General features: G+C 37.2%; 22 protein-coding genes and 2 tRNA genes. 16 read left to right on the plus strand and 8 right to left on the minus strand.

Annotated features, from left to right (window positions below):
- Positions 1-64: 64 nt before the first annotated feature.
- Together H2677_RS09135 and H2677_RS09140 are read right to left on the minus strand one after the other, a co-directional pair.
- Positions 65-141, minus strand: a tRNA-Ile gene (locus H2677_RS09135).
- A gap of 469 nt (positions 142-610) precedes the next feature.
- Positions 611-1,981, minus strand: a complete 1,371-nt coding sequence (locus H2677_RS09140; RefSeq protein ID WP_212638365.1) for a metal-dependent hydrolase family protein — start codon at positions 1,979-1,981, stop codon at positions 611-613.
- Between the two features lie 428 nt (positions 1,982-2,409).
- Between H2677_RS09140 and H2677_RS09145 the strand changes: the two genes are divergently transcribed.
- The 5 genes from H2677_RS09145 (at position 2,410) to H2677_RS16070 (ending at position 5,851) form a co-directional block, all read left to right on the plus strand.
- Positions 2,410-3,573, plus strand: coding sequence for a catalase family protein (locus tag H2677_RS09145; RefSeq protein WP_212638366.1), 1,164 nt, complete (start codon positions 2,410-2,412; stop codon positions 3,571-3,573).
- 150 nt (positions 3,574-3,723) lie between these two features.
- On the plus strand, positions 3,724-4,653 hold the full coding sequence (locus H2677_RS09150) for an LpxL/LpxP family acyltransferase (RefSeq protein ID WP_125299545.1): 930 nt from the start codon (positions 3,724-3,726) through the stop codon (positions 4,651-4,653).
- Positions 4,654-4,770: 117 nt separating this feature from the next.
- Positions 4,771-4,847, plus strand: a tRNA-Met gene (locus H2677_RS09155).
- 271 nt (positions 4,848-5,118) lie between these two features.
- Positions 5,119-5,340: a cold-shock protein gene (locus H2677_RS09160; protein WP_004911781.1), complete on the plus strand. Its 222-nt coding sequence runs from the start codon at positions 5,119-5,121 to the stop codon at positions 5,338-5,340.
- A gap of 277 nt (positions 5,341-5,617) precedes the next feature.
- Positions 5,618-5,851: a hypothetical protein gene (locus tag H2677_RS16070; RefSeq protein ID WP_099948791.1), complete on the plus strand. Its 234-nt coding sequence runs from the start codon at positions 5,618-5,620 to the stop codon at positions 5,849-5,851.
- A gap of 76 nt (positions 5,852-5,927) precedes the next feature.
- Here the strand turns inward: H2677_RS16070 and H2677_RS09165 are convergent, their stop codons facing one another.
- Positions 5,928-6,494: a lysozyme gene (locus tag H2677_RS09165; protein WP_125299546.1), complete on the minus strand. Its 567-nt coding sequence runs from the start codon at positions 6,492-6,494 to the stop codon at positions 5,928-5,930.
- A 223-nt stretch (positions 6,495-6,717) separates the two neighbouring features.
- On the opposite strand from H2677_RS09165, the gene H2677_RS09170 reads away from it, so the two are divergent.
- Together H2677_RS09170 and H2677_RS09175 are read left to right on the plus strand one after the other, a co-directional pair.
- Positions 6,718-7,272, plus strand: coding sequence for a 1-acyl-sn-glycerol-3-phosphate acyltransferase (locus tag H2677_RS09170; RefSeq protein WP_125299547.1), 555 nt, complete (start codon positions 6,718-6,720; stop codon positions 7,270-7,272).
- 142 nt (positions 7,273-7,414) lie between these two features.
- Positions 7,415-8,164: a YebC/PmpR family DNA-binding transcriptional regulator gene (locus H2677_RS09175; RefSeq protein ID WP_004954784.1), complete on the plus strand. Its 750-nt coding sequence runs from the start codon at positions 7,415-7,417 to the stop codon at positions 8,162-8,164.
- Between the two features lie 43 nt (positions 8,165-8,207).
- On the opposite strand, the gene H2677_RS09180 is transcribed toward H2677_RS09175, so the two are convergent.
- A complete protein-coding gene (locus H2677_RS09180) occupies positions 8,208-8,678 on the minus strand; it encodes an Lrp/AsnC family transcriptional regulator (RefSeq protein ID WP_004911804.1) in 471 nt (156 codons plus the stop codon).
- A gap of 458 nt (positions 8,679-9,136) precedes the next feature.
- Positions 9,137-9,907 (minus strand): glutathione S-transferase family protein, encoded by a 771-nt coding sequence (locus H2677_RS09185; protein ID WP_005402450.1) that lies wholly within the window; start codon positions 9,905-9,907, stop codon positions 9,137-9,139.
- A 357-nt stretch (positions 9,908-10,264) separates the two neighbouring features.
- On the opposite strand from H2677_RS09185, the gene H2677_RS09190 reads away from it, so the two are divergent.
- From H2677_RS09190 to ychF, 7 genes are all read left to right on the plus strand, one after another.
- Entirely contained in the window at positions 10,265-11,476 is a 1,212-nt protein-coding gene (locus H2677_RS09190; RefSeq protein WP_099948794.1) for an SfnB family sulfur acquisition oxidoreductase, read from the plus strand.
- A 13-nt stretch (positions 11,477-11,489) separates the two neighbouring features.
- Positions 11,490-12,713 (plus strand): SfnB family sulfur acquisition oxidoreductase, encoded by a 1,224-nt coding sequence (locus H2677_RS09195; protein WP_212638367.1) that lies wholly within the window; start codon positions 11,490-11,492, stop codon positions 12,711-12,713.
- Complete coding sequence (locus tag H2677_RS09200) at positions 12,713-14,125, plus strand: LLM class flavin-dependent oxidoreductase (RefSeq protein WP_212638368.1); 1,413 nt, start codon at positions 12,713-12,715, stop codon at positions 14,123-14,125. The genes H2677_RS09195 and H2677_RS09200 overlap by 1 nt, the downstream gene beginning before the upstream one ends.
- A 27-nt stretch (positions 14,126-14,152) precedes the next feature.
- Positions 14,153-14,983 carry a MetQ/NlpA family ABC transporter substrate-binding protein gene (locus tag H2677_RS09205; protein ID WP_169111052.1) on the plus strand — a complete coding sequence of 277 codons (831 nt, stop codon included), beginning with the start codon at positions 14,153-14,155 and terminating at the stop codon, positions 14,981-14,983.
- Positions 14,984-14,994: 11 nt separating this feature from the next.
- Complete coding sequence (locus H2677_RS09210; RefSeq protein WP_212638369.1) at positions 14,995-16,065, plus strand: methionine ABC transporter ATP-binding protein; 1,071 nt, start codon at positions 14,995-14,997, stop codon at positions 16,063-16,065.
- The gene (locus H2677_RS09215) at positions 16,046-16,705 is read left to right on the plus strand and encodes a methionine ABC transporter permease (protein WP_004911818.1); all 660 of its coding nucleotides are present in this window, start codon (positions 16,046-16,048) and stop codon (positions 16,703-16,705) included. Before H2677_RS09210 ends, H2677_RS09215 begins: the two co-directional genes overlap by 20 nt.
- Before the next feature lie 99 nt (positions 16,706-16,804).
- Entirely contained in the window at positions 16,805-17,896 is a 1,092-nt protein-coding gene (gene ychF, locus H2677_RS09220) for a redox-regulated ATPase YchF (RefSeq protein ID WP_004911821.1), read from the plus strand.
- An 85-nt stretch (positions 17,897-17,981) separates the two neighbouring features.
- Here ychF and H2677_RS09225 read toward each other — a convergent pair whose 3' ends face one another.
- Positions 17,982-18,554, minus strand: coding sequence for a hypothetical protein (locus tag H2677_RS09225; protein WP_212638370.1), 573 nt, complete (start codon positions 18,552-18,554; stop codon positions 17,982-17,984).
- Positions 18,555-18,682: 128 nt separating this feature from the next.
- Positions 18,683-19,216, minus strand: a complete 534-nt coding sequence (locus tag H2677_RS09230) for an Mpo1 family 2-hydroxy fatty acid dioxygenase (protein WP_212638371.1) — start codon at positions 19,214-19,216, stop codon at positions 18,683-18,685.
- 106 nt (positions 19,217-19,322) lie between these two features.
- Between H2677_RS09230 and H2677_RS09235 the strand changes: the two genes are divergently transcribed.
- Complete coding sequence (locus tag H2677_RS09235; RefSeq protein ID WP_212638372.1) at positions 19,323-20,027, plus strand: Crp/Fnr family transcriptional regulator; 705 nt, start codon at positions 19,323-19,325, stop codon at positions 20,025-20,027.
- Between the two features lie 143 nt (positions 20,028-20,170).
- On the opposite strand, the gene H2677_RS09240 is transcribed toward H2677_RS09235, so the two are convergent.
- The gene (locus H2677_RS09240; protein WP_004911833.1) at positions 20,171-20,632 is read right to left on the minus strand and encodes a hypothetical protein; all 462 of its coding nucleotides are present in this window, start codon (positions 20,630-20,632) and stop codon (positions 20,171-20,173) included.
- Between the two features lie 268 nt (positions 20,633-20,900).
- Between H2677_RS09240 and purT the strand changes: the two genes are divergently transcribed.
- Complete coding sequence (purT, locus tag H2677_RS09245) at positions 20,901-22,118, plus strand: formate-dependent phosphoribosylglycinamide formyltransferase (protein ID WP_212639602.1); 1,218 nt, start codon at positions 20,901-20,903, stop codon at positions 22,116-22,118.
- Positions 22,119-22,140: the final 22 nt, after the last annotated feature.

Genomic DNA, 22,140 nt, shown 5'->3' on the forward strand with positions numbered 1-22,140 from the left:
GCTTACCAGAATCTAAAAACAAAAAAACCACCTAGGATTAGTACACCTAAGTGGTTGTTTTATATGGTGGGCCCACCGTGACTTGAACACGGGACCAACGGATTATGAGTCCGCTGCTCTAACCAACTGAGCTATAGGCCCTAAACTGTTAAAATCATTGAATACAACAATTTAACTTGTGGCAGATTCTACATAATTCAGTTTTGCAATGCAATAATTTTTATGCAGATGTTCAGCTCTATTGTACGTTAATGCATCGATTTACTTAGTTGCGTTCATATACTGGGAAATAGTTAAGGACTAAGTCTTAGAAATTATTTGTTCATTATTCAACCAAGCTCATTTCATAAAAACAAAATAAATAGGTACTTTAGTACATCATAAAATTATAAATTAATATATTTTATTTACTGGATTAAATTTATCATTTTAAAAATTCAATTTATTAAAAACTTTAAAACCAGTTTTATATAAATTCATATATTAATTTAAAATTTCCTTTATAATAAATTATGTCAATCTTATTTATAATTTAAAGATCGTTAAATAAAAAACTAAAGCATTTATTCAATACTTTAGCTTTAAAAAATCAGTAGCCAATAATTATAAATTACTTAGCAACTGTATTCTTATAAATCACACCATCTTTCATAATTACGACAAAGTTAGTTTCAGGATTTGAAACCAAGTTTATATTCTCAATTGGATTCCCATTTACTAAAAGTAAATCTGCTAAAGCACCCTCTTCCACTACTCCCAGTTTCCCAGGATATGGATTACGCGGTCCAGAAAGTGCAAGTAACTCAGCATTGGTTGAAGTAGCCATTTTTAAAACCTCTGGAGCTGTATACCAATGTGTCATCGTTGCAAGAATTGCCCCTTGATTTTTAGCCATCTTCGGATCAAATAAAATATCAGTACCCCAAGCCACTTTGAGTTTATATTTCTTAGCTAATTTAAATGCATTATCAGTACCTTTTTGTACTTCAATTTGCTTAACCCTTGCCTCACCTTGCTGTGGATTAGAATATTCATTATCAAGAAATGCTTGACTACTTAACCAAGCATTTTTTTGCGCCATCATTTTAATCGTTGGTTCATCTATTAGTTGTGCATGCTCAATTACTTTAACACCACCTTTAAGTGCCGCTTGAATTGCTCGAGGTGTATAAGCATGAACTGAAACATATGTTCCCCAATTTTCAGCTGCATTTACCGCCGCTCTAAATTCTTCTTCTGAATATTGAGCTACATCAATTGGATCATATTGAGAAGAAACACCACCTCCAGCAGCGAGTTTGATCTGAGTTGCACCGAGCATCAATTGTTCTCGGACTCGTTTAGTCACTTCAGAGGGCCCATCTGCGATAACTCCGCCACCAATTTGTTCACCACGGCTATGTGACGCGCTTGATGATGGTATTTCATAGGTCATACGAAAGTCACCATGACCACCAGTTTGTGAGATCATTGCACCTGATGGCCAAATTCTTGGACCGTTAATAATATTTGAGTCAATTGCACGCTTCAAAGAGAATGTTGGTCCACTCATATCACGTACACTAGTAAAGCCTCGCATCAGCGTATTATTTGCTTCTGCTGCGGCACTAAAATTAAAGTCAGCTACTTCTGAAGTAAGTAATTTTGAAACTGGCATTGCTGCCATCATCGCATGCCAATGTGCATCAATTAATCCTGGCATGAGTACTTTTTGATTAGCTTCTATAACAATCGTGTCATTCGTGGTTTGGATTGGACTTCTAGATATCGATTGTATTTTATTCCCTCGAACTAGGACATTCATAGGTGCAGTTAGTTTATTGGATTTACCATCAAAAATTTGTACGTTTTTAAATAGGACTCCATCTGGTTCTTTGGTACTTACCTGCGAAGTTTGTGAAATATCCGAATGCGCAAACGCAGTTGTAATTAAACTGAGAAAAAGCATTCCCGTTGTGTTAATTTTTGCAATCAAATTCATAACACCGCTTCCTAAATTATAAAAATAATATAAAAATCTTATACTTGTATTTTTATAGCACAAAGATTTCTTGTTAAATTATTTATCATTTCTAACTGAGTTTAAAGCAACTCTTGTTTGTTTTTCGTGAACATTACCTGTGAAAAAGGATTGACGTAATATTCAGTTTAACGATTTTATTCTAAGCATGGAAAAATTAATCATTCATGTAATTTTTAGTCTAATCCATCTAAAGATTGAACAACCAAATATTGCAATTTTTTATTCTATAAAATCTACAATCATCTATTTAAGAGTGGGAAATTTCCTAGACTTTTACGATGATATTTGCACAAGCAATTGTATATGAATAATAAAAACACTCGTGTTTAAATATACTTTATTCAGAATAAGCACTAGAATTTGATAATGCTAAATGAGTTAAAACTATGAACATAATCAAAAATACTTCTCGAAATGCTTTATTCATTTTAGTTACTTCTTCAACACTTTTTAGCATAGGTTGTAGCTCAGCTCCTATCAAATTAAATGATGTAGATGCGCCTAACTCCCCAAAAAAAACAAATTTCTCATACCCAACACCCGATCATTTTTTAGGTGAGAAGCTTCAAGACAACGAAGAGAAACTAGCTTATGAAATTTCTCAACATATTGAAGAAACTATTCGCAAACAATACGCGACAAAATTAGCACTACGAGACGCTCATCCTAAAGCCCATGGTTGTGTGAAAGCAAAATTCAAAGTTTTACCAAATTTAGCCGAAGAATTTGCACAAGGCATTTTCATGCCCAATAAAAATTATGATGCTTGGATCCGTTTTTCAAATGCATCTAGTGATGCTTCAAAAGCAGACTATGAAAAAGATGCTCGTGGCATGGCGATTAAAATTTTAGGCGTTACAGGCAATAAAATTCTAGAAAATGAAAAAAATGCCACGACTCAAGATTTTATTATGATTAATCATCCTGTTTTCTTTGCAGATAATGCAAGTCGATATCTTAAATTTGTGGATGCAACCAGCAGTGATAGTTTCTTAAAAAAACTAAAACTCCCTTTTACACTTGGTTTTAAAGGTACAAAAAATGCTTTTAGTGCCGCGAACTCAAAAATAACTAATCCAATAAATAGTCGTTATTGGTCGATGGTTCCCTATCAACTTGGATCAGGAGCTGATAGAAAAGCAGTAAAATACTCGGTTAAACCATGCACACAGACTTCCGAGTTTATAACTAAACAAACAAACCCTGATTATTTAAGAACAGCGCTTAGAAGCACCTTACAGGAAAAAAATGTTTGTATGGAATTTATGGTTCAACCAAGAACGTCATCTAACATGTCTGTCGAAGATTCAATGACCGAGTGGAATGAGTCAATCGCCCCATTTTATACTGTTGCAATCATAAACATTCCTAAACAAGAGTTTGACACCCCAGAACAAAATCAGTTCTGTGAGAATCTTTCATTTACACCTTGGCATTCCTTGCCTGAACACAAACCTTTAGGCGCTATCAATCGTATGCGTAAAATCATTTACGAAAATATAAGTACTGTTCGCCATCAGATGAACGTTACCCAAAGAATTGAGCCGTGAATAACACCTCAATTCTAGATACATTAATCTAATGTAAAATAATAACTTAAGAATATAGTGAATATGCTTTTCTAGAAGTAAAGATTTCTCTAAAACAAATAAATCTAAAATATGCTAGGCTGGTGAGTTTTTTAAACGAAACAGACTGCTATGAAAACCAACAAACATTATGAGGCAGGAAAGTTTCAGTGGGCTTTTTTACTGCCCAAATACTGGGGTATTTGGATTGCAATATCCCTACTTATGATTGGTGCAATTTTACCTTGGTTTATTCAGCACAGAGTTGCAAATTGTTTAGCAAAATTAGCATGGAAATATCTTCATTCAAGAAGAAAAACTACACTTAAAAACTTAATGATATGTTTTCCCGAAAAAGATGCTGAATCATTATATAGAGATGGTCAAGAGGTCTTTTTCAATACCATGCTTGGAGTATTTGAAGCATTAAATGCATGGTATTGCCCTAAATGGTATGAAAATAGAATTCATATCCATGGTATCGAACACATTAACTCAGCAAAAGGACATGGAATATTACTATTAGGAAGTCATACCACGCTACTGGATGCTGGAGGATTTATCAGTAGTCGCTTCTTTGATCTAGATGTAGTTTATCGCCCTCAAAACAATCCTCTACTTGATATGATGATTACAAGATGCAGGGCATCTAGCTATAAACATCAAATCTCAAAAGATGATATGAAAGGGTTAATTAGCAGTCTAAAAGCTGGACGAGCTATTTGGTATAGTCCCGATCAAGATTTTGGACTCAAACAAGGTGTGATGGCCCCATTTTTCGGTGTACAGGCAGCAACATTAACCGCACATAGACGTCTAATTAAAATTGCCAATGCTGTAGCGATTCCTTTATTTTTCTATCGAACTGGAGATATTAAAAATCCTCAGTATCATATTTTATTAGAGAAGCAACTTGAGAATTTTCCTACAAATGATGAAATTAATGATGCGACTCGTGTAAATTTAATATTAGAAAATCAAATTCGTACTCAACCAACACAATATATGTGGTTCCATCGCCGCTTTAAAACACGATTAGTAGGTCAAGATAAGATCTATTAATTATAGAAAAAATCATGTTAAAACCTCAATAAAGGTTAAAAATACTTCAGATAGCATTATTTATTGAAGATTTATTTGACCTTATCAATTATACCGCGTATAACGTCAACTCACTGGTGCGGGGTGGAGCAGTCTGGTAGCTCGTCGGGCTCATAACCCGAAGGTCGTTGGTTCAAATCCAACCCCCGCATCCAATTATTTAAGTTTTTTTAGAAAAATATTCTGTATTAATCTTATGTAATTCATAATATTAATATTGGTTCATTTTTTAATCTAAAAATAAAGATTGCTAATTCACATATAAAGCGTATAGTGAATATACACGATAAGAAAATATATTTTTGTCTCATTAAAATTCTCATTTTGCATGAATACTTCCCGCTTATTTGATATTTTAGTTTCAAGTTTATTATTTTAAAATCAGTCTTTTATAAATTTATTCTCATCAAGAGAAAGGATATTATTATGTCAAATGGTATGAATGGTACAGTTAAATGGTTTAACGAAACTAAAGGTTTTGGTTTTATTCAGTCAGATAATGGTCAAGATGTTTTCGCTCACTACAGCGAAATTGCAAACAACGGATTTAAAACACTTTTTGAAGGTCAACGCGTTAAATTTGACGTAATGCAAGGTAAAAAAGGTCTACAAGCAAGTAATATTTCTGTTCTTGCATTGAACTCTTAACTCCCTTTGCTAATTTAGTTAATTCCAGTCAAAAATATCAAAACTTATAGCTGAAAATACCATAAACTTTTCATCTTACGGTCTTAGAATATTACTAAATTTGCTCAATAAGCCTATTTATAGAAGTGGGCTTATTTCTTATTAGATAAATCATTAAATAGAATATAAAATTAAAATCTCTCGAATAAAATTTTCATAGAATTTAAATATTTCATTTACATTACAAAGCTTATTTTTTATGTTAGGATAAGATCGAATCTAAGATTATCTTATAAATATGTGCAATATTAGTATATTAGAAGAATTAAACCAATCTATTGAGTACTATTTAAATAGAAATGGGCAATATCCAAGTCGAATTATTTTAGGTTATAAAACCTATACTGAACTTATGCATCAAAAGAAATTTTCAGACGAATTAAAAAATTCTGCTATAGAACCCAATAAGCGTAAGTACAGAAAAATTAAAATTAAGCTAACTCAAGATGATCATCAGTTAGAGTTACGATAGATCTATTCATTATTACAAAATCTCCCTTAACGTATTTACTGTTTCTATCTTCATTTATTGAATAGAACTCCAATAATTATTTTAGAAATAGTTCTTTTTCAGCATGTCGACGTCTCACCAATCCACGCATCACATTACCTCCAGCCTTATTCCAAACCTCAAATTGTTCGGCTGCTGCTGAATATTTACCCATATTTAGATACTTTAATAATGTTGATGTTCTAAATGCATTTTCACCAATGTTATAAGTCAATGATACAAGGGCATCGAACTGATTTTGCTTTAATGAAACATTAACAAGGTGATTTACTGTACGCTGAAACCTTAATAAATCATGTTGAAAATAAGCTTTTGCTTCACTTTCAGTGCAGGTCTCACCTCTTTTAACTCTCACTCCATTTGGATAAATCGTTGTTCCATATCCAATAGTCCAAGTGCCCGCTCCATCATCATAAGATTTTAATCTCAGATCCTCAAAGTCCATGATGAAGCGAATTCCAGCATGACTTATTTGCATGGGCACAATGACTTCAACTTCAGTTTCATCATATGCGGTTGCAATATTAGAGTTCGATGCCGCTGATCTAGAACCCACTTGGTACCGATTGATCATTTGTTCTAGCCACTTCTTAAATCTTTTCACCGAGTTATTCTCGAATTTGAATTAAGTTGAGTTCAGCATATTCATGCTGTGATTACGAGTTTGTTATGGTAACAAGCTTACATATCACTGAATCAACAGATCAGAATTATTTGCTATTCATTGAAAAATATTCAATTTGCCGAAATCGAGAAGTTGTGGTTGTTAAGGATATATATTTTCACAATAAGTCATATTAAACTGCTGTGATTCTTTTGAACGATGAATGACTGCTATGAAAAAAATTATTGGAAAATCAATCTTTAAGGCAGCAGGCTGGACATATCAAGTTGATCCCGCAATTTTGGAACAAAAACAAGTAATTATTGGATTTGAACATACATCAAATCTAGACACTATTCTTTCACTCGCTTTGTTTGAAATCTTAGAACTTAAAGTTCATACATTGATTAAAAAGGAACTATTCAGAGGTCCTCTTAAACCTATTTTAGAAAAATTAGGTGGCATTCCTGTTGATCGCAAAGCAAATAAAGACATAGTGACGCAAATGGTCGACTTATTTAAGCGTAATCAGCGGTTTAACTTAGTCATAGCTCCAGAGGCAACACGCGCAAAAAATGGTGAAGATCGCAAACCAATTCGTACAGGATTTTGGCATATTGCTAAAGCAGCCAACGTACCTATTATTTTGATGTATGCCAATGCACGTACAAAACAAGGTGGTATTTTAGGAAAAATTTATCCTACAGATTTACAAAAAGATTTGGAACAAATCAAAGCTCTTTATGCTGAATACGATATTGACGTAAAGATTAACTAATTTTTGCATTCTTTCTGATCAATCTTTAATACATGATCAGGAATTTAAATTTTGAATGCTTAATGCGGTGGTTTTCAACAAAACTATCGCTATGCTAATATTCACGCACTTTTTTGAGTTTTAATTTTTTGGAGTTACTTCCATGGCGGGTCATTCTAAATGGGCCAATATTAAGCATCGTAAAGCTAAACAAGATGCAAGTCGCGGTAAAGTTTTTACTAAATACATCCGTGAAATCGTAACAGCTTCACGTTTAGGCGGGCCAGATGCAGCGAGTAACCCTCGTTTACGTGCCGTTGTTGAAAAAGCACTTTCTGTGAATATGACACGTGACACCATCAACCGTGCGATCCAACGTGGTGCTGGTGGCGAAGATAATGATGATTTAAAAGAAGTAACCTATGAAGGTTATGGTGTTGGTGGTGTTGCAGTTATCGTTGAAACCATGACTGATAACTTAAACCGTACTGTTCCAGATGTTCGTCATTGCTTTAGTAAAACCAATGGCAACTTGGGTACCAACGGTTCAGTAGCGTACCTATTCACTAAGCGCGGCGAAATTTCTTTTGATGATGTTTCATTAGAAGACAAAGTGATGGAAGTTGCCTTAGAAGCTGGTGCTGATGACATCGAGATCGATGAAGACAGTATCTTAGTTATCACTAGTCCAGAAAGTTTTGGTGATGTTCAAGATGCGCTTACAGCAGCAGGATTAAAATCTGACAATGCCGAAGTGGTCATGAGCCCATCGACTAAAGCTGAAATCAACGATATCGATCAAGCTAAACAGATCATGAAAATGATTGATATGCTTGAAGATCTTGATGATGTTCAAAACGTTTATACAAACGTGGAATTTACAGAAGAAGTTTTAGCTCAACTCGATGCTTAACTTATTCAAGTGAGTAAAAAATGCATCTTTTTAGATGCATTTTTTATAGCTTATTTAAAAGCTTATAACAGTTGAAAACATTATATTCTTTGATCACAAAACTCGAATGAAGTGCGACTACACTGTCGATCTTACCAATACGGCGTAATAAAATTTCACTGTAGTCATCCATATTTCTCGCTACCAGTTCTAAAATAAAATCTGCACTCTGCCCTGTTACTAGAAATGCATTGGTCACTTCTGGAATATCTTCAATTTCTTCTAAAAACTTATCAAAAGTTTCGCTGTCATGCTTACTAAGCGATACTTGCAAAAGAATGTGCAGACTAAAACCAAGCTTATTAAAGTTAATTTCTCGTTTAAGTTGCCCCATTACTTGGGATTCAATTAAATTTTTAATACGACGGTGAACTGAACTGACAGAAAGATTAATACGCTCTGACAATTCATTCAGATTTACATCTTCATGAGTCAAAATTTCAAGAATTTGCTTATCAAATCGATCTAATTCCATAGTACAGTCCATATGATTTCTAAATTATTTTATCGGAACTGCTTAAAACAAATTTTTAAGGGTCAAGGGAAAACATACGTTTAACTTTTGACAATGTTGTATGGATAACACGAACATTATTCCGATAAACTTTTGGTTTATCTTTGTCTCAAAGCCGAAACAAGACCTTTTGAGTAAATGTTCGACTCATCTCCCAATAGTCAAACAACTCGTTTCGATCCCCATCACACCCTGAAACATAAGATAACAAAGCCTTCTTACAATTATTTCCCTCTTTTAACTTTTTTTAAAGTAAATTTGGAAAATATTTCTAATATTTTTATCTAAAAACGAATTTTCTTTTAATAAATCATGTTATTCATTAATAATTTCTTAGATTTTGATAGTTACCCCATTTAATTTCTCATAAAAAAGCCCTGATATTTTGTATCAAGGCTAATATTGATGTGGATTAGCGATCACATTCCACGCCAATCCACTCGCGCGTTACGTTCAGTCGCATAAATACGCTGTACATATTGTCCTAATGGTAGATCAAGTAAATCGTCATGATATTGTTTCAATTCACCTGAAAATTGCTCAAGATCATCATTTTCAAGTTCCCAAGGAGTACCCTTGATCACAAGCAGCGGTGCCAGCATAGAACAGACCGCAATATCGGCTAATCCCAAACGATCTCCAACCAAATAACGTCCTTGATTATCGATCAAACGCTGATTTAAATCTGCAATTAATTCTGTCATTCGTATTTTCGATTTTTCAACTTTTTCTGGATTCAGTTTGTAATTCGTTGAAACTAAACTCTTCAAAATAGGTTTTGAGATTTTCTCAAATTGGCGTAAGTAACCCTGTTCACCCATCATAATTTCAAGTGGATGATCACCAATAGAAAGTGCCTGTGCTAATGTCCAACGGCGAACATGAATCCCTAATTCACCCGCAAGCTCATCAATATCAAGAGCTTGTTTGCGTAAGCTTTCGTCACGTCTAAGTAATGCATGTTCGGGATAAGTCGCATCAAGATACAGGGCGATCTTGGTTGAGTCTGCAACCCAGCGTTTATCATCTTTCAACATTGGCAAAAAGTATTGCCCAGATTTGAGATAGGTAAACGCGCGATGAAAACCTGGAATTAAATTATGTGCAACATAGTCCAATTCCTTATGATCTAACAACCAGCGAGCTTTTTCACAATAGTGAGATAAAGGAAATTGGTATAAAACCCGCATAGACACTCCAAATTTATTTTTCTATTCGATCAAACATAAAGTTTTCCCTACTTTAGAAGTAAAAGTGAATGATTACAATGTCGTTTTTGCTCTATCTTTTTTAATTTTGGCTAAAGCATGCTATACATTTTTTAGATGAAGTTATTCTATTTAGTCATAAAAAAACTGTTTTTGTAGCTTCCGTTTTGCATCAAAAGTGATAAACAATTGTTTTCACTAAAATTTAAATATCACTTTTTATTTCATTTTTCTCATAAAAAATGCTTAACAATTATTGTGATATACAAGCCAAAACTGATGGTTTAGTGGAAAAGTAAAATTTTTGTAAAGTTCCTCTTATCTATTAGAGGTGTCTACATGTCCAGTAATCAATCAGTGATCCAAGCTCCAGTACAACTGATTTTAAATGATCAGCAGGCCATTAATGCTGCCTATCAAGTTGCTGACTTTGCATTAGAAGAACGAAATAAACGAGACCAAAATCGTATTTTGCCAACGGAACAAATCAATCAGTTTAGTCAAAAGGGTTTAGGCGGTATCCGTATTCCAAAACAATATGGTGGTGCTTTTGTCTCCAATAAAACCTTAGCCCATGTGTTTCGTATTTTGAGTAAAGCCGATGCCAATGTTGGGCAAATTCCACAAAACCAATTCGGTCTTTTAAATTTTATTAATATCACGGGTTCAGATGCACAAAAACAGTTTATCTACACTGAAATTCTTGCAGGTAAACGCATTGCAAATGGTGGACCTGAAAAAAATTCCAAAGATACCAAAGCCATTCAAACCACGTTAACGTTGGAAAATGGGCAATACTTTTTAAATGGAGAAAAGTTTTACTCGACTGGAACCAGCTTTGCAGACTGGATAGCGATTCGTGCCTTACACCCAGATGGTTATACCGTATTGGCGATCGTTGATCGACATGCCGCAGGTGTTGAAGTGATTAATGACTGGAATGGCTTTGGTCAACGCACTACAGCCAGTGGAACGGTAAAACTACGCAATGTTGTCGTTGATCCTGCACTATTTTTTGATGAGCGCATTATTGCTGATACTCCAAATGTTCGCGGTGCGTATTCTCAGCTTCTACAAGTTGCCATTGATGTTGGCATCGCCGAAGCAGCTTTTGATGACACTTTATCCAGCATTCGTAAAGCACGTCCCATTATTGATGCTGGTGTAGAAAAAGCCAGTGAAGAACATTACACCTTACAAGAAGTTGGTAAGCTCAATATCCTTCTCGATGCAGCTATTTTATTACTAGATGAGGCAGCAGAATATCTAGATGAACTGGATCAACTCACTCAGATTTCTAGCGAGCAAGCCGCGCGCGCCTCTATTTTAGTGGCAGAAGCAAAGATATATGCCAATGATTCTGCCCTGCATATCTCAGAAAAATTACTCGAACTTGGTGGCAGTCGTGCCAGCCTGAGCCAACACAATCTTGATCAGCATTGGCGTAATGCCCGTGTGCATACCTTACATGATCCTGTGCGTTGGAAATTCCATGCGATTGGTGACTATTACCTGAATGGTACTCACCCTGCCCGCCATGCTTGGATTTAAGGAGTAAATCATCATGACCTCATATCAAGAATTAGAAGGTTTTGCCAAAACCCATATTAAAGCAGCGCGTATTATTCAAAACGATGCAGAAGCCCTAGAAATTGCAACTCAACTCAGTCTACAGTTTAAACAAAATGCTGTGGAACGTGATACCAATCGAAACTTGCCATTTAGAGAAATTGAAGCCTATAGCCAGTCAGGTTTATGGGCGATTACCGTACCTAAACAGTATGGTGGTGCAGAAGTTTCAAGCTTAACCGTAGCTAAAGTGATTGCCCTGTTTAGCGGTGCGGATGGTTCAATCGGTCAGATTCCACAAAACCATTTTTATGCATTGGAAGTATTGCGCAATACTGGTACGGAAGCGCAAAAGAAACGCCTCTATCAAGAAGTGTTACAAGGTGCGCGTTTTGGTAATGCACTGGCTGAATTTAAAACACGTACCTCTGCACATAAGCAAACCACATTGATTCCAAGCGAAAACGGTTATCTGATCCAAGGGGAAAAATTCTATTGCACTGGTAGCCTATTCGCCCATCGTATTCCAACCTTAGTGGTGAATGAATCTGGACGCGAATTTTTGGCTTTTGTACAAAGAGACAGTCAAGGATTAGAACTGATTGATGACTGGTCTGGCTTTGGGCAACGGACTACTGGCAGCGGTACAGTCAAATTTCATCAGGTCTTTGTTGCCAAAGAGGATGTGATTCCTTTTGATACCGCCTTTAAGCAGCTATCTTTGGTAGGACCATTTGCTCAAATCATGCATGCCGCGATTGAAGTCGGGATTGCTCGTGCTGCTTTTGAAGAAACCCTAGAACGTGTACGTGTTGCCCGCCCATGGATTGATGCCAATATTGATTCCGCCACTCAAGACCCCTTAACCCTATCTGAGCTGGGTCGTGTGGCAACCGATGTCAAAGCCAGCGAATTACTCCTCAAACAAGCAGCTCGATCTGTAGATATCGCCAAACAGGATCTCAATGCGGAAACTTTAGCCAAAGCCTCAATTGATGTGGCAAAAATACGTGCGCATAGTACGGAAACTGCATTAAAGGCATCATCAAAACTGATTGAATTAGCTGGTAGTCGTGGCAGTCAACGTGTAGATGGGTTGGATCGTCATTGGCGAAATGCACGTGTACACACCTTGCATGATGCTGCACGCTGGAAATATTACTTTATCGGTAATTATGTGTTGAATGGCATTCTGCCTCCACGTCGGGGGACTTTGTAATGAGCCAAACGACTGCTAAAAAAATCTTGTTAAATGCCTTTGATATGAACTGTGTCGGTCATATCAATCATGGCTTATGGACGCATCCGCGTGATCAATCACATCGCTTTAATGAACTGAGTTATTGGACTGAATTGGCACAAACTTTAGAACAAGGTTTATTTGATGGCTTATTCCTTGCAGATATTACAGGTGTTTATGATGTCTATCAGAATGGCATTGATCTCACCCTGAAAGAATCGATTCAGTTACCAAGTCATGATCCTTCCACTCTAATTTCGGCGATGGCTTTGGTCACGCAGAGTTTGAGTTTCGGCGTCACGGTCAATCTTAGCTATGAACAGCCTTATCAATTTGCACGGCGTTTTGCCAGTCTTGATCATTTGACCCAAGGTCGTTTGGGCTGGAATATTGTCACAGGCTATCTAGATAGTGCCGAACGGCTAATTGGGCAAAAAGGTTTAAAAGATCATGATGCACGCTATGATCAAGCCGAGGAGTTTTTACAACTTTGCTATCAATATTGGGAAGGTTCTTGGGAAAATAATGCCTTAAAGAAAGATAAACAACAGCGCGTTTTTACTGACCCGAACAAGGTTCACTCGATCAATCATCAAGGTCAATATTATCAAAGCCAAGGTGTATTTCAAGTTGCGCCTTCGATTCAACGTACCCCAACACTCTTCCAAGCAGGTGCTTCACCGAAAGGACTGCAGTTTGCCACGCGTCATGCCGAATGTATTTTTATTGGTGGTGATCAACCAGAAAAGATTCGTCAACAAGTCAAGAAAATACGTCTACAAACAACACAGCAAGGTCGAGATCAAGATGCGATTAAAATCTTTGTCGGCATTACCGTGATTGTGGCTGAAACACATGAACTTGCACAGCAAAAACTGGCTGAATATCGCCAATATGCCAGCCCTGAAGCAGGTTTAGCGCATTATGCCAGTTCAGTCGGGATTGATCTTTCACAGTTTGCAGATGATGAAACGATTCCTTATCAAAAGAGCAACAGTATTGCTTCAGTCAATGAGAAATTTAAAGAACAGCGCATCAGCAAAAATGATCTAAAAGCCCAACATGTGCTGGGTGGACGTTATCCCCTAATTGTAGGGAGTGGTGCTGAGGTTGCGGAATACCTGATTGATCTGCTTGATCAGACTGGTATTGATGGTTTTAACCTGACGCGTACGGTTGCACCTGAATCGCATCAAGATTTCATTCGACTGGTCATTCCAGAGTTACAACAACGTGGACGTTATAAAACTGAATATGCCACAGGTTCATTACGCAATAAGCTTTTTGCCCAAGGCGATCATTTAGCTGCCAGCCATCCTGCCGATCAGTTCCGATGTAGACCGCATAACAACACAGATACCCTAAAAATAATTGAAGAAATTAGTGCTTAACATTAAAGAAAAGAATTGGAGAAATATATGGCTCAAACAGCCTCTAAAAAATGGCTCGGTATTGGCCTTGTCGTCGTCGTTGCGATTATTGCCTTATTGATTTGGAATAAACAAAGACAGAACCATAGCAGTGAACTGGTGATTGGGATCAGTCCTTCTTTTGCTCATCCACTGCAAGTTGCAGCAGATGAAGCCAAACAACAAGGTTTGAATGTCAAATTGGTCGAGTTTTCAGACTGGAATACCCCAAACATCACTTTGAATCATGGCGATATTGATGCGAACTTTTTCCAGCATCAACCTTTTTTGGATAATGCCATTAAAGAAACTGGCTTTAAATTAAAGTCATTTGCTGCGGGTGCGGCTTCACATGTTGGACTGTATTCAAAAAAATATAAAAGTTTTGATGAACTTCCGAATGGTGCAACTGTTGCGATTCCGAATGATCCTGTCAATCAAGGGCGTGCTTTATTGCTATTGCAACAAGCTAAGTTGATTGAGCTGAAAGACAGCAATAATCACCTTTCTGCACTGAAGGACATTACCGCGAATCCGAAGAACCTGAAATTTACCGAAGTTGAAGGCCCGCAAACTGCGCGTGCCATTGATGATGTTGATCTCGCTTTTGGCTATCCACATTACTTACGTTTAGCCAAAACGGCTGATCCTGAAAGTGCCTTATTGTTTGATGACAACACCAATAAACGTTATGCGATTTTATTTGTGGTTCGTGATGATTATCAGGACAAAGACAACAAGCTACAGAAATTTGTCGAGATTTATCAAAACTCAGCAAAAGTTAAAGCAGCCTTGGATAGCGATTTCGGTCCAACGTTGTGGTTCCCAGGTTGGAAATAAGGAGAACAATCATGGTGAGTTTTGGTTCACAGGTCGATTTTTCAGTCCCGCATCTGAAAATACGCGGTTTAAATAAGTTTTATGATGTACAGGGCCAACGCTTACATGCTTTAAAAGACATTAATATTGATATTCCCAAAGCACAGATTGTTGGGATTATCGGGAAAAGTGGCGCTGGTAAATCATCCCTACTCCGCACCCTCAATGGACTGGAGTCGATTGATACTGGCAGCATCCTGATTCATCAACAAAATATTGCTGAACTCAACCATGCCGAGTTGATCAAGACCCGGCAGAAAATTGGCATGATTTTTCAGCATTTTAATTTAATGTCTGCCAAAACTGTGTGGGAAAACGTGGCTTTACCGCTACGTATTGCGGGTTATGACAAGGCTGAGATCGAACAGCGGGTCAGTGAGGTACTGACGCTGGTGGGATTAGAGGCAAAGCGAAATGATTACCCTGCTCAACTGTCTGGTGGACAGAAACAACGTGTTGGGATCGCGCGTGCCTTAGTTTCTCAGCCTGAAATCCTGCTCTGTGATGAAGCCACCTCAGCACTTGATCCTGAAAGTACTGCCAATATTCTGTCCTTATTAAAACAGATCAACCGAGACCTCGGTTTAACCATTGTCTTGATTACGCATGAAATGCAGGTTATCCAAGAAATTTGCGATCAGGTGATTGTAATTGATCAGGGTGAAATTGTTGAAGCTGGACAAGTCTGGTCGGTATTTTCCAATCCACAACAACAGATCACACAGGAATTACTCAACTTTGAACAGGTGAATTTACCCTTTGAGTTGAGCCAAACCCTTCTGCCTCAGAGTACGCATCAGATTTTAAAATTGAAATATGTTAGTGAATCGAAATCGGTGCCTGATTTATATGAGCTATTGGATGGCTTTAATAGTCCAGTTCAAGTTTATCACAGTCAAATTGATAGCATTCAGCAGCGTACCATCGGCTCATTGATCATCGGGATTCGCAATCTCGAATTTGGTCTCAACCACTCACAATCTGAAAAACATCCTGCAATTACACAACTTGAGGTGATCGGTTATGTACAATCAACTCATTGATCTGCTACTGACAGGTACGACCGATACTTTAATCATGGTCGGTGTTTCTGCGATTCTCGCCTTTTTAATTGGTCTGCCGATTGCCTTAATTTTGGTGAGTACTGCAGATTTTGGGATTTATCCTTCCAAGAAAATTAATCAGTCATTAGGCTGGGTGATTAATATTACCCGTTCTGTACCCTTCCTTATTTTGATGGTGGCTTTGATTCCATTTACCCGATGGATCGTCGGCACCAGTTACGGCGTCTTGGCTGCAATTGTGCCCTTAACCATTGCTGCGATTCCGTTCTTCGCCCGTATTGCGGAGGTCAGTCTACGTGAAGTAGATCAAGGGTTGATTGAAGCAGCACAAGCAATGGGCTGTAACCGTAAGCAGATTCTTTGGCACGTGCTGCTTCCGGAAGCATTACCCGGAATTATTGCAGGTTTTACCGTGACTATTGTCACCATGATCAGTTCCTCTGCCATTGCAGGTGCGATTGGTGCAGGTGGGCTCGGTGATATTGCCTATCGTTATGGCTATCAGCGTTTTGATATGCAAGTCATGCTGGCGGTAATTTTGGTCCTAATTGTTTTGGTCATGTTGGTACAAACGACAGGTGATAATATTGCCAAACAACTCGATAAACGAAAAGTTTGATCCTGAATTATGAATCCTCACTAGCCATGACCTGACTTTGTCATGGCTTTCATGTAAAATCAGCAACAATTTTTAAATAACACATTTGTGAGTGGTTTCATGGGTTTTAATTGCGGTATTGTTGGTCTGCCAAACGTAGGTAAATCTACATTATTTAATGCATTAACAAAGGCAGCGATTGCTGCTGAAAACTTTCCGTTCTGTACCATTGAACCAAACACAGGCATTGTTCCTGTTCCAGATCCACGTTTAGACAAACTTACAGCAATTGTTAAACCACAACGTGTTATTCCAACTACGATGGAATTCGTTGATATCGCAGGTTTGGTTGCTGGTGCTTCAAAAGGTGAAGGTCTGGGTAACCAATTCCTTGCAAACATCCGTGAAACTGATGCAATCGCACACGTAGTACGTTGTTTTGAAGATGAAAACGTGATTCACGTAAATGGTAAAATTGACCCATTAGATGACATCGCAACCATCAATACTGAACTTGCACTTGCTGACCTTGATACTGTTGCAAAAGCATTACTACGCTTAACTAAAGCAGCTAAAGGCGGTGACAAAGATGCAATTGCCACTAAAGCAGCATTAGAAAAAATCCAACCTTTACTCGATGAAGGCAAACCAGCTCGTGCCGCTGACCTATCAGATGATGAGCGTAAAGCTGTTCGTGGTTTTGGTTTAATGACACTTAAACCAACCATGTATATTGCCAACGTTGCAGAAGATGGTTTTGAAAACAACCCACATCTTGACGCAGTTAAAAAACTTGCTGCTGAAGAAAATGCAATCGTTGTACCACTTTGCAATCAGATCGAAGCCGAAATTTCATTACTTGAAGATGAAGACCGTGCTGAATTCTTAGAAGCAATGGGTATGGAAGAGCCAGGTCTAAACGTAGTGATTCGTGCAGGCTATAGCTTACTTGGCTTACAAACATACTTTACTGCAGGCGTACAAGAAGTTCGTGCTTGGACAGTTAAAGTGGGTGCGACTGCGCCACAAGCGGCTGGTGTGATTCACACTGATTTTGAAAAAGGTTTTATTCGTGCAGAATGTATTTCTTACGATGACTTTATTCAATACAACGGTGAAAACGGCGCGAAAGAAGCAGGAAAATGGCGTCTAGAAGGTAAAACTTATGTCGTTCAAGACGGTGATGTCCTTCACTTCCGTTTCAACGTATAAATCAAAGTTTTGATTTCCAAACCGCCAATTTGACCTGATTGGCGGTTTTTTTATTTTTTTATTACCACTTAAATTTAAAAACAACTTATAACAATAACTTTTTCAATTGTTGCGTGACATGCAATCTCGCTTTTTTCTGCTTAAAGATAGTTGGGATATGTAATAAAAAGAAAGAATGTCGATAATTTTTGTGGTCTCTTAGGTTTTCATTTAGATAATGATACAGATCCAAAGCAGCCTCACGATGAAACGCCCATAAAACTTGCTGTTTATACATCACAGTGTAATAAGCATCATTCGGCCAGTTTAAATGATGCTTTTGTTGACAATTACATGATTCGCAAACGACTCCTCCATGACTTAGTCTGGAATAACGTGCATGCCAAACTGTTGCATCATAGCCTTTAGGTAAGTCTTGAATTTGTTCAATCGGAATTGATAAATTTGGATAATAAAATGCAGCATGCCAATAAGCTCCGCAACTATCCTGAAAGCGCTCATATTCAAAATCAGCATGTTGTTGGAAATACTCGACATCTTTCTTGATTGTTATCTTGGCTATTCTGGCAAATTCGAAATTAGCTTTACCGACACAACAACATGGACATTTAATTTCTAATTTTTCAGGTAAGGACCAATATTCATAAATTCCTGTCATTTGCTCTTTAATAATAAATCATCAACCTAAACCGAAAATAAGCTTAGCAATTAGATCAAGCTTTTAGAATCAGTAAATGAAAAAGCCAAGTCGTTATGAGCTTGGCTTTTTAACTTGCAATAGATCAATTAAGACGCTGTTTGCGGTTTCATATCCATTTCTGCACGTTTCATTTGTGCTTCTTTTAAAATACGTTGATGTAATTGCTTACGGAATCCAAGTAGAAAAACGAACTCTGCTAATACAAATAGAGGTCCTATTGCTAAACCAATCAAATCATCAACAAATGCAGGTTTTTTCTTCTCGAAATAATGCCCTACAAATTGAAATACCCAACCTACTACAAAAATACCGATACTCGCTCCTAACCAGCTCCACATCGGTAATACGGCTATTTTTACTGCAAGTGGATATGCTGCGATGAATATAATCAACATTAGAATGCCAAATAACTTATCCAGTGATATATAGTAAATCGCACTCAATACAATCAGTATCGATGCCAAAGTCACTGAAACTCCTGATATTTCCACACCCGCACGCGCAGTTAAGCATAAAATTGAAAAAACAATCAGTGGAATGCCCACAAAATGGGTCACAATATTTTTCTGATCCAAATGATATGCAGCATACTGACTGAGTAGACGCGCCAAATTTGTCATTTTTAATTCCTCATATTATTTCTATATGTTATTAATCTATTACAAATCAGCAAATAAAATTGTCATGTAGCTGACAAATGGATTTATATTTTTAAAAGGAAATAGAGTGTTAGATCCCATTAATATACACCATTTACAGCAAAATTCATGGTTTAGTCATCTTGCAGAGCCTTTCAAGCAGTTCATTTTGGATTATGGTAAGAAACTTATAATTGAAAAAAATGCCGCTGTGTTTAATGCTCAAGATCAATTTGATGGTGTGTATGGTGTTCTCGATGGATCAATTAGTTTGGGTTATATAGACGTTAACGGTAATGAAGCAATTGCTGCTATCGCTGAACCAATCATGTGGTTTGGCGAGATTTCTCTCATAGACAAACAACCACGCTCTCATGATGCTATTGCGTTGAAAAAAAGTGTTGTGCTTCAAATCCCAGCTCAACCTCTGAACGAGTTTTTATCTAAAAATCCCTATTATTGGTATTTCTTTGCCCTACTGACCAGTCAAAAACTTCGCTATGTTTTTTTAGAGCAAATTGCAATTCAGACTCAAACGATCAGTCAGCGTCTTGCTCAACGCTTATTATTTATATTAGAAGGTTACGGTAACCGTTCATCCATTCAAGATCTAAATATTCAAATCTCACAAGATCAACTTGCCAATATGCTGACAGTCTCTAGGCAAACTGTAAATCAAGAATTGAATGCTTTCGAAAAACAAGGAATCATTCAATTAGGCTTTAAAAAAATCATCGTTATAAATTTAGATGGGTTGAGACATTTAGCTGCTGTGAATAATCTGAATCATTAAAAATAAATTCTTTGTTTGATATCCCAGATTTATTTTTCTAATAATGAGCAATCTAAAAACCTGAAAATAAAAAATTTGAAAAATAGAAGCTACATAAAACCTAAAGCGAAAATCGTATTCTCGCTTTAGGCGCAAATTTAAATTTACTTCGGTGAAGTATTACCTAATGCTGGATTATCAATTGCATCCTTACACTGGGCTTTATCGCGCTCATAATCTGATTGCTTCTGACCTGAGTTATTTGCATTGTCTTTAACATCTCTAGCCCAACTATCTAGGCTTGTGAGCGCTTTACGACATAAAGCATATTTCCCTTCCGTCACAGAATCAGTCATTTTGACATTAATACGCCAATCTGTACTCAACTGACGGATAGGCTTTCTCACCTTCTCTTCGATATCAGTAACTTGCTTGTTGTATACAAGTACATCTATCTCATTAATTAACTTCCAAGCAGCATTTGCATATGTTGTAGCGTCATTCGTTAATTTTGGAGCTGGTTTGATTTCAACCTTTTTCTCGCTTTCACTGTTTGAGTTACCACATGCAGCTAAAAAAGGACAAATCATCAGTGCTGCTAAAAGATGAACTCTTGCATTTAACATATCAATTCGCCGATGAAAAATTTTGTCTTTATGCTAGTCAATTTAGTCATAATTCTCAACGGCTGTTGACACATTATCATGCAGCTATGACATTAATCGTTTTAGACTCAATAAAATCATTTAATTTATATAAATAGTTGTCTTTCCATCTTGGATAAAGAAACTTAAAGCCATTATTTGTCTAACAAAAACCTAGTATTTTTGTTCCTAGCGAGCTTAATTCAACAAAAAGTTCTGCTATGCTTAAACACAAATTACTCAGGATAGGATTATGCGCATGAGCGTCACTCTTGGAACTCCACTTCAATCTTCTGCATTTAAGGTTTTACTGTTAGGTTCTGGAGAGCTAGGTAAAGAAGTTGTTATATCTTTACAACGTTTAGGTGTCGAAGTTCATGCTGCTGATCGTTACGACGATGCACCTGCTATGCAAGTTGCTCATTATTCATATACTTTGAATATGGCTGATCCTACCGAATTAAAACAACTGATTGAAACAATCAAACCTAATCTAATCGTTCCAGAAATTGAAGCAATTGCGACTGAAGTTCTCGTCGAAATCGAACAGTCTCAAACGGCAACGGTGATCCCATCAGCAAAAGCTGTAAACCTTACGATGAATCGTGAAGGTATTCGCCGTTTGGCTGCTGAAGAACTTGGTTTACCAACTTCTGCATATCGTTTCGCGAGTACTTTGGAAAGCTTCCGTGCTGCATGCGATGATATTGGTTATCCAAACTTTGTAAAACCTGTTATGTCATCTTCTGGCAAAGGCCAATCTCGAGTAAAAAACTTTGAGGAAGTTGATGCAGCTTGGGATTATGCAATGCAAGGTGGTCGAGTTAATCAAGGCACGGTGATCATTGAATCACAAATAGATTTTGATTTCGAAATCACCCTACTTACAGTTCGTGCGAAAAACCCTCAAACTGGTGAGATTGAAACACATTACTGTGATCCAATTGGGCATCGCCAAGATGCTGGTGATTACGTAGAAAGCTGGCAACCTCAAGCAATGACTGCTGCAGCTTTACAAGAAGCAAAACGAATTGCTAATAAAGTTACGACTGCTTTGGGTGGTTGTGGTATTTTCGGTGTAGAGTTATTTATTAAAGGCGATAAAGTTTGGTTCAGTGAGGTATCACCTCGTCCTCATGATACTGGATTAGTTACCCTCGCTTCTCAGTTCCAAAGTGAATTTGAACTTCATGCACGTGCGATTCTAGGATTACCAGTCAATACTGAACGCCATAGTGTTGCTGCAAGTGCAGTGATTTATGCGGGTGTTGATGCAAAAAATCTTAGTTTTACTGGCTTGAATTTTGCTTTAGCAAACCCGAACACTGACTTGCGTTTGTTTGGTAAGCCTGAAGGTTTTAAACGCCGCCGTATGGGTGTTGCTACGGCACGTGCTGAAAATACAGACTTGGCTCGTGAACTGGCAAAACAAGCCGCAGATCAAGTGAATGTTCAAACCAACGTTTAACCTAAATTGAGTAGACCCATTT

The organism is Acinetobacter junii, from assembly GCF_018336855.1.
Lineage (GTDB): Bacteria > Pseudomonadota > Gammaproteobacteria > Pseudomonadales > Moraxellaceae > Acinetobacter > Acinetobacter junii.